The 7,924-nt window shown below is 39.5% G+C and carries 6 protein-coding genes; 3 read left to right on the forward strand and 3 right to left on the reverse strand.

The genetic code is table 11. The features are described 5' to 3' along the window. Positions 1–378: 378 nt before the first annotated feature. On the reverse strand, positions 379–2,262 hold the full coding sequence (locus H514_RS0121990) for a bifunctional metallophosphatase/5'-nucleotidase (RefSeq protein WP_036843781.1): 1,884 nt from the start codon (positions 2,260–2,262) through the stop codon (positions 379–381). Positions 2,263–2,501: 239 nt separating this feature from the next. Here H514_RS0121990 and H514_RS0121995 point away from each other — a divergent pair, with 239 nt between their 5' ends. Continuing rightward, a complete protein-coding gene (locus H514_RS0121995; RefSeq protein ID WP_027448911.1) occupies positions 2,502–3,368 on the forward strand; it encodes a fructosamine kinase family protein in 867 nt (288 codons plus the stop codon). Positions 3,369–3,428: 60 nt separating this feature from the next. Here H514_RS0121995 and H514_RS0122000 read toward each other — a convergent pair whose 3' ends face one another. Next, a complete protein-coding gene (locus H514_RS0122000) occupies positions 3,429–4,400 on the reverse strand; it encodes a YbgA family protein (protein WP_027448912.1) in 972 nt (323 codons plus the stop codon). 169 nt (positions 4,401–4,569) lie between these two features. Between H514_RS0122000 and H514_RS0122005 the strand changes: the two genes are divergently transcribed. After that, positions 4,570–6,141, forward strand: a complete 1,572-nt coding sequence (locus H514_RS0122005; RefSeq protein ID WP_051255285.1) for an HsdM family class I SAM-dependent methyltransferase — start codon at positions 4,570–4,572, stop codon at positions 6,139–6,141. A 170-nt stretch (positions 6,142–6,311) separates the two neighbouring features. Beyond that, positions 6,312–7,676, forward strand: a complete 1,365-nt coding sequence (locus H514_RS0122010; protein WP_027448914.1) for a YjiH family protein — start codon at positions 6,312–6,314, stop codon at positions 7,674–7,676. Positions 7,677–7,744: 68 nt separating this feature from the next. Here H514_RS0122010 and H514_RS24900 read toward each other — a convergent pair. Continuing rightward, positions 7,745–7,924, reverse strand: a 180-nt coding sequence (locus H514_RS24900; protein ID WP_036849540.1) for a hypothetical protein, incomplete at its 5' end; no start/stop codon positions are given.

Here is a 7,924-nt window from a genome sequence, read left to right on the forward strand (position 1 = left end):
GTAATTCTGGGATGAGGTGGTCGGATTCCAGGTAGTGTAACACTATCATGACAAGGTTCTGAGCAACTTCTCTGAATATGATATCCAATCAATATGAGTTGAGAAAGTCCAAATTATGGTCCGTTAATCTCCATAATCGCGTGGAGGGAAGGAAACGGCAAACTGTCGTGGTAACAAAGGGAAGACGAGACCCCGCAGGCACGAGGAGGCTCGGCTTTTCTTCCACAACAGGCTTGCCGTTTCACTGACCGCAACAAATTCCTCAACAGTAACGGACTTCTCCCAACCAATATCTCGGAATCAAGTCTTCAACAATCCTGCCATATTGCTGCATAACAAAACCCCTGACCACAATGGGCAGGGGCTTTGTTTGGTAGTTTACTGTTGAGATGTTTCTACAATACGTCCATCTACTTCTGTGTTAATGGAATCTAGTTCTTTTAAATGTTGTTCTACGATATCATACGTTGTGTAACCAGTGTTAAAGGATTCGTTATCCTTGAACATTGCATATCCATCTCCACCAGCTGCTAGGAAGCTGTTTGTTGCAAGCTTGTACGTTTTAGACTCATCTAGTGGCTCTCCACCAATCATAACTTCGCCTACACGTTCACCAGCTGGTTTTGTAATATCATAAGTGAAGGACATACCTGCAATTTGAGGGAAACGTCCTGCTACTTCTGAAATTTTTGAAACGCCGTTTTCTAATGCTGCTTTAATCTCAGAACCTGTTACATCCATAGTTGCTAGTGTATTTCCGAATGGAAGTACGTTATAAAGGTCTAGCTTCGTTACTTCACCTGGCTTAATTTCTGCGCGAATTCCACCACTGTTTGTTAAAGCAATGTCCGCTTCATGACCTTCTATCGATTGTGTTTTTTCAAGCATAACGTCTGCGATTAAGTTACCAAGATTCGTTTCTTGTGAGCGAATCGCTGAACGTTCACCTACAAGAAGCTCCTCAGTTGTTGTGATTACTTCTTGCATTTTCTTATCTACTTGCTCTGTAATCTTTTCAACCATTGCTTCTATTTCTGGGTCTGCTTTAACAGAAGCATCGTATTCCTTAAGCCCACCTGTAAAACCTACAAGCTCATCATTGTAGTAGTATAGATCTGCACGACCAAGAGACTTTCCATACTCCCAGTCTTGAACGATGTATGTGTCATTAACACGTTCAGGAGAATCTAATGGTGTGTGTGAGTGACCACCAACAATTAGATCGATACCATCTACTTTTTCAGCAATTTCACGGTCTACGGATAATCCAACGTGAGAAACTACAACAACATGATCTACTTCTTCTTTTAACTTAGGAATCATCTCTTGCGCCACTGACACGGGGCTCTTAAATGTTAAGCCTTCTACGTTATCAGGGTGTGTTAAAACTGGTGTTTCTTCTGCAACAAAGCCAATAAATGCATATTTTTCACCAGCTACTTCTTGGTGATGAACAGGTACTAATAAGTTTGAGCCATCTGGCTTGAATACGTTTGCTGAGATCATTGGGTAATCTAACTGGTCACGAAGTTTTAAAAGCTGCTCGTAACCAAAGTCAAACTCATGGTTCCCAGCTGCCATCACATCATAGTCTAAGTGATTTAATATTGGAAGAACGGATTCTCCTTGGAACTGGTTTACGAAAATGGTTCCTTGGAATGTATCTCCAGCGTCAAGTAGTAGGAAGTTATCATTTTCAGCTCGCCATTGATCAATAAGTGTTGCCATTTTGGCGTAGCCAAACTTTTCGTTGTAACCGTCCTCTTCAATGTTCCCATGAACGTCATTTGTATGGCCGATTGTAATATGTTTCGTTGCTGCTTCCCCTAGACCTTGAAGGAACATGCCACGAGTGATTTTGCCTGTATGCTCAAATGACACATCATAGCCAAGCTCTCCAGCAAGTGCAACTGCTTCTTCTGCTTTAAGCTGCTTGTATGGGTGCATACTTTCTTTCTCTGTAATAGCTCCAGCTTCATGAGCCCATTGCATATAAGGTGCTGACCAGTGCTTTGGATTTTCTAGCTCTGGAACTTCTGCGCCTTTTGTACGAGCTATGAAAATAACAGCCTCAGCCATTGTTATGTGGCGATCCAGATGGAAGTCACCTTTCAAATCCCCTTTTAAGATGTTCTTCTCTGCCATCCACTCTGAATGGTGATAAGGTTTAAGTGGATCAGCGCTCACAGAACCTGCGCTTACAAATAAAGAAGCAGATAAAGCCGCTGTCGCTAAAACCTTACTGATTTTGTTCACGTTCATAAAACTCTTCCCCCTTAGAATGTGTTCCCCCTGTTTTTCTATCTAGTTGTAAACCCTTTCATACTTATGTATAACAAGGAAACAAGTATAATTTATGGTAGTATATATACCAAATTTAATTATAGCTCAATATGACACTCTTTTCACCGTTTTCTGAGAATTTTGTATCATTTTGTTGATAAATGTTAGGTTTAGGTTATACCGAAAAGGTAAACGTATGTTAAATGAGGTGATTAGTTATGAAACAGCGGATATCTCATGCACTTGAGAAGATCGGTGATACATCAAATATTCAAAGAATGACACAAATCTCTGGTGGGGATATTAATCAAGCCTACTACATTCAAACGAACGAACATGAATATTTTATAAAAGGGAACTCCAATGTTTCAGAACATTTCTTTCGAGTAGAAGCTAAAGGGTTAAAATTAATGAAAGAAACAGGTGCGGTGAATGTACCTGAAGTATATTATTATGATGACCCTGTTGAGGGCGAAGGTGTTATTGCTTTGGAATGGATCCAAGGAAATAAAGACTCAAATACTGAAGAAAAACTAGGTGAACAACTTGCCTCCATGCATCAACATTTTGGTGAAAGTCACGGTTTTGATGAAGATACTTTTATCGGTCTGCTTCCCCAGCCGAATAAGTTCTATGACAAATGGGTGGATTATTACCATGAATGTAGACTCGTCTCTCAGTTTAACATTGCTGCTGAGCGTGGCAGGTTACCACTTGACCGTAAACACCTTTTAAAAAAATTAATGGAACGTTTACCAGAGTGGATTGATTATGGAGCGAAGCCTTCACTTCTTCATGGAGACTTATGGGGCGGCAACTGGATGGCCGGCAAGAATGGCTCTCCTTACTTAATTGATCCTTCGGTGTTATATGGAGATCATGCCTTTGAAATTGCATTTACCGAATTGTTTGGTGGATACTCGGATGCATTTTATCAAGCTTATCAGGATAATTTTCCACTTCCAGAACATTACGAAGATATCAAAGAAATTTATCAGTTGTACTACTTACTTGTTCATTTAAATCTTTTCGGTGAAGCATATGCTGGATCAGTAGATCGCATCTTGAAGCATTATGTGGGGTAATTCATTTTAATGGTGTGCCGCGCTATGTCGCGGCAACACCCCATAAATCCAAACATTCCTTTATGCATAAGCTCTCCCTTTTCCAGAATCGCTAATCTCAATTAAATCTTCTGGATAAGGTTCAAAATAGGTTTGCTGTTTAAGGTAATCATGGTCAAATCGAATCACCCATGATTTCAATATTCCCAATACCGTACTCAAAGGGATTTTTTCGTTGTAGTATTTATCTAACTCCTCTAAGAAGAAATCTTTTTCCCCTTTTGTCAGTTCATTCTTAAAATAACCCATGATATGCTGACATACATTGACGTTGGACCTGCGATTAGGAGCTCTTCGAAACATCCAAGTCAGATGCATTTCATATTCTTCAAACACTTCTTCCACTGAACGTTTTTCCTGATTTGCTGTAAGTCTCCCCATATCCTTTAATGTCTTTTGATTGTATGTCATAAATAGATACTTATTTATAGATTGAAAATGAACCAGCTTCTTCATAGAAGGTTCTTTTTTCAACTCACGGAAATGCGCTAATGTAAAAAGCTTTGTAAAAAAGTGTTCGCGAATACGAAAGTTTTTTAGTCTTCCTTCTTCTTCAACGGCTAACCCTGGATGTCGATCTAATACTTCTTGTGCAAACAGTCCTTTCGTTTTTCCAACTACAGGGGATTTCTCAGGCTTATCATACACTTTTACGTCTTGGATTCCGCACGTGGGGGAGCGATTTTTTAATAAAAAGCCATCTACTTCACCCAAAGAATCTAAAAAGCCATTTGCAAACGTACGCATGGGATCTGTAAGGTCTTTTCCTGTCGCTGGTTGCACTAAACGCTCCTCATCTTCTTCACGGACGATTCGAATAATGTCTCGCGGAACTCCTAGACCAATCTCCACTTCAGGGCAGATAGGCACGAACGTAACATGAGGCTGTAATCGTTGTACTACTTTATCAGGTATCACTTCACCATTGTATCGAACTTGATCAAATTCAAGGCACTTACTGACAACAACTTTTGGTGTGGCAAATTCACGCATGTATATCCCTCTTTTTACTATGAATTCTTTATTCCCTATTACCCGATTCATTCTTTATTTATGATTCTCGATAGTCTCAGTTTTCCCTTTTTACCTCTTTGGATTCGCTTCAGCCTTTTTCTTCTTGTACAATGAGTAATAACTTACACCTCGCAAGGAGACAGACAAAATGGATACCACACTTGAACAATCCTACATCAGCCAAACACCTCTATCCTATCGCAGAAAAAAGGGACAATACTTTACTCCTCCCCATATAGCTGAAGTTATGGTTGAATGGGTCGTTCCCGCAGACCCAGCAACCATTTTGGATCCAGCTGTTGGAATGGGAATCTTTCCTCGATCATTTAATCAACGAATGCCAGGCACTATATCTAATTGGAAGAGCTACGATATCGAGGACTCCTTCATCCATCCGCTGCAGTCAATGGGGCTCCATATGTACCATCAAGATTTCCTCCTATCCGATTGGAAAAATCTTTTTGATGGAATCATAGCTAATCCGCCTTACTTTAAATTAAGAAACCATAGTCATAAAGTGGAGCTACTTAAGACTTTTGAGGAGAAACTAGGAGTTCGCTTACCTGGCAATACGAATATATATAACCTATTCATTCTGAAATGCCTTAAACAACTAAATGTAAATGGAAGAGCAGCTTTTATCGTTCCGTCAGATTTTTTAAATGCAGATTATGGGCAGCATATAAAAGCATACTTACTCAAGCATAAACTTTTAGATTATGTTGTCATTACAGATTATCAAGTGAGCTGGTTTGAAGAGGCGACGACTACCTCAGCCATTCTGTTATGTAGCCGGGAAGAGACAAAAGATGATCGTGTAGAATTTATAAATGTTCAATCTGATTCAGAAATGAAGGGTTTTAAAGAGTTTCTTCAAAACGGGGATTGCTCTAAACCTTATGGAAAGTCTTTTGCATATCATGAGCTAGTTCCAAGTATAAAATGGAGGCACTATTATCAAGATTCATTATTGGAAACCTATAAAAACCTTCGTCCATTTTATGAGTTTGGAAAAGCAAAACGGGGTATAGCTACTGGAGCAAATGATTTCTTTTGTTTAAGTGAGAGTGAACGGATTGAATGGGGATTAGATCGAGATATCACCGTTCCTTGTCTGATCAAGGCCTACCAAGCAAGCGAGCCTTTTTTTACTTGGGAGAATTGGGAATCGTTAAAACATGATAATCACCCTGTGTATGTATTACAAATAAAACAAGAGCATGAGCAACATCATGTTGTGCAACGCTACATTCAATACGGAGAAGAACATCATTTTCATCAAAGATACTTAACGAAGCATCGTAAACCCTGGTACAGGCCCGAACTTAGAGAGCCTCCTCCCATTCTTTTTCGTGTTTTTAATCGGTCTGGTCTCCAATTCATCCGGAATGAAGCAGGCATTATGCATTTGACGTCCTTTCATGGGTTGTATATTCATGAATATTTCATGCAAGAAATTGATGTGATCATGGCTTACTTTTTAACAGATGTTGCAAAGGATTTAATAAAAGAAACTAGGCGGGAATATGGCAAAGGACTATTAAAGTTTGAGCCTAATGACTTGAATCAGTCTTGGGTGGTAGATTTTGAAAGTATTGAAGAAAAAGAGAAGAAGCAGATTCGTGAGTTATATACTAATATACGCCAAGACACATCTACCTATCGAGATGAATTATTAGCGAGGTTGAATAAGATGTTTATCGATATATTGAAACGGTAATCTTTTCAGTATCATTTAGGTCCACCTTAATAAATATACATCACTATTAATTTTTATTAAATTTCCAGTAGATTTTTGTCGAGTCATGTATTAAAATAAAATCCGTTGCATACTTATGATGGTTTCAGCCCAATATGCAAAGGAACATGATCTACATGAAAAGGAGGAGAATGAAGATGAAAAACCAACAAAAATTCCCGTTTCAACTATCTGATCACTTAAAATTCATCGTGCCATCACTTATTGGTATTTTGTTATTTATGATTCCAATGAATTTAGGCGGGGATGTCACCATTCCAGTAGCTTATTTTGCAGGTGTATTACAAGAGCGACTTAGCGATCAGCTTTCTGCTATTATGACAATTATTATTTCCATCACGGCAATTGCTACGATCATTGTCAAGCTTCTAGGTGGGGAATCTTTACGACGTTTTCCTTTCTTCAGAAACCTCTTTGATGTTTCTTGGGTCTGGGTCATCATTCGTATTCTCGGAGCAATCTTTGCCATCATGACATTATTCAAAATTGGTTCTGAGATGGTTTATTCTGCGAATACAGGCGGTTTATTGCTAACATCGTTATTGCATATTTTATTTACTGTCTTTTTATTTGCAGGATTATTCCTTCCTTTACTATTGAACTTTGGACTACTTGAACTGTTTGGAATCATGTTAACGAAGATTATGCGTCCCCTATTTACCACACCTGGTCGCTCTTCCATTGATTCCATTGCTTCTTGGTTAGGTGATGGGACGATTGGAGTTTTATTAACTAGTAAACAGTATGAAGAAGGGCATTACACGAAACGTGAAGCTGCTGTTATTGGGACAACCTTCTCCATTGTTTCCATTACCTTTACCCTTGTAGTTGTGTCTGAGGTTGGACTTGGAGACATGTTCCCGATCTTCTACGCTACGGTATTGCTTGCTGGTTTTGTCGCAGCCATTATTATGCCACGTATCCCACCATTATCGAAAAAGGAAGATACATTTTTAAGTGGTGAAGAGGCTAGTGCGGAGCCCGGTACTCCTGAAGGATATAATTTGTTTACTTGGGGGTATTACAAAGCAGTTGAGCGTGGAAAAGAACAGTCAAGTGTTAAGGACTTCTTTAAACAAGGGTTCCAAAACATTTTAGACATGTGGATGGGCGTTGCACCTATTGTAATGGCGCTTGGTACGATTACACTGGTGATCGCTGAATATACACCGCTTTTCACATGGCTTGGCTATCCATTCATTCCATTGCTTGAACTCATGCAAATTCCTGAAGCAAACGCTGCTTCTGAAACCATCTTAGTAGGATTTGCAGATATGTTCTTACCAGCCATCATTGGAGCTTCTATTGAGAGTGAAATGACACGCTTTATCATTGCTGCATTATCCGTTACGCAGTTGATTTATATGTCAGAGGTTGGTGGGCTTTTATTAGGTTCTAAGATTCCAATTGGAATGAAAGACCTTTTCATCATCTTTGTTGAACGTACAATTATTACACTACCAATTATTACAGCAATTGCTCATATGATTTTTTAATTTTTTAGAGAAGATACTTTTGGCCAGCGAATTGGCCTGGTGTCTTCTCTTTTTTAATACTCCCTCTGTTAAATCCCCCTTATCTTGAAGACTTGGATTCGAGATAAAGTGCCAGGAGGCAGTGCAGGGGACCGAGGGAATTCAGCGTCTAGCCGAGGATATTCGTCGCCTACCCGAGCGAATCCATCGCTTACCCGAGCGAATCCGTCGCCTACCCGAGCGAATCCACCGCTTACCCGAGCAAATCC

Origin of the sequence: Pontibacillus marinus BH030004 = DSM 16465, assembly GCF_000425225.1 — a bacterium.
Lineage (GTDB): Bacteria > Bacillota > Bacilli > Bacillales > BH030062 > Pontibacillus > Pontibacillus marinus.

What these genes read in the sequence shown, in the direction of transcription:
- H514_RS0121990 (WP_036843781.1), bottom strand. Translation starts at nt 2,262, where the DNA reads ATGAACGTGAACAAAATCAGTAAGGTTTTAGCGACAGCGGCTTTATCT.
- H514_RS0121995 (WP_027448911.1), top strand. Translation starts at nt 2,502, where the DNA reads ATGAAACAGCGGATATCTCATGCACTTGAGAAGATCGGTGATACATCA.
- H514_RS0122000 (WP_027448912.1), bottom strand. Translation starts at nt 4,400, where the DNA reads ATGCGTGAATTTGCCACACCAAAAGTTGTTGTCAGTAAGTGCCTTGAA.
- H514_RS0122005 (WP_051255285.1), top strand. Translation starts at nt 4,570, where the DNA reads ATGGATACCACACTTGAACAATCCTACATCAGCCAAACACCTCTATCC.
- H514_RS0122010 (WP_027448914.1), top strand. Translation starts at nt 6,312, where the DNA reads ATGAAGATGAAAAACCAACAAAAATTCCCGTTTCAACTATCTGATCAC.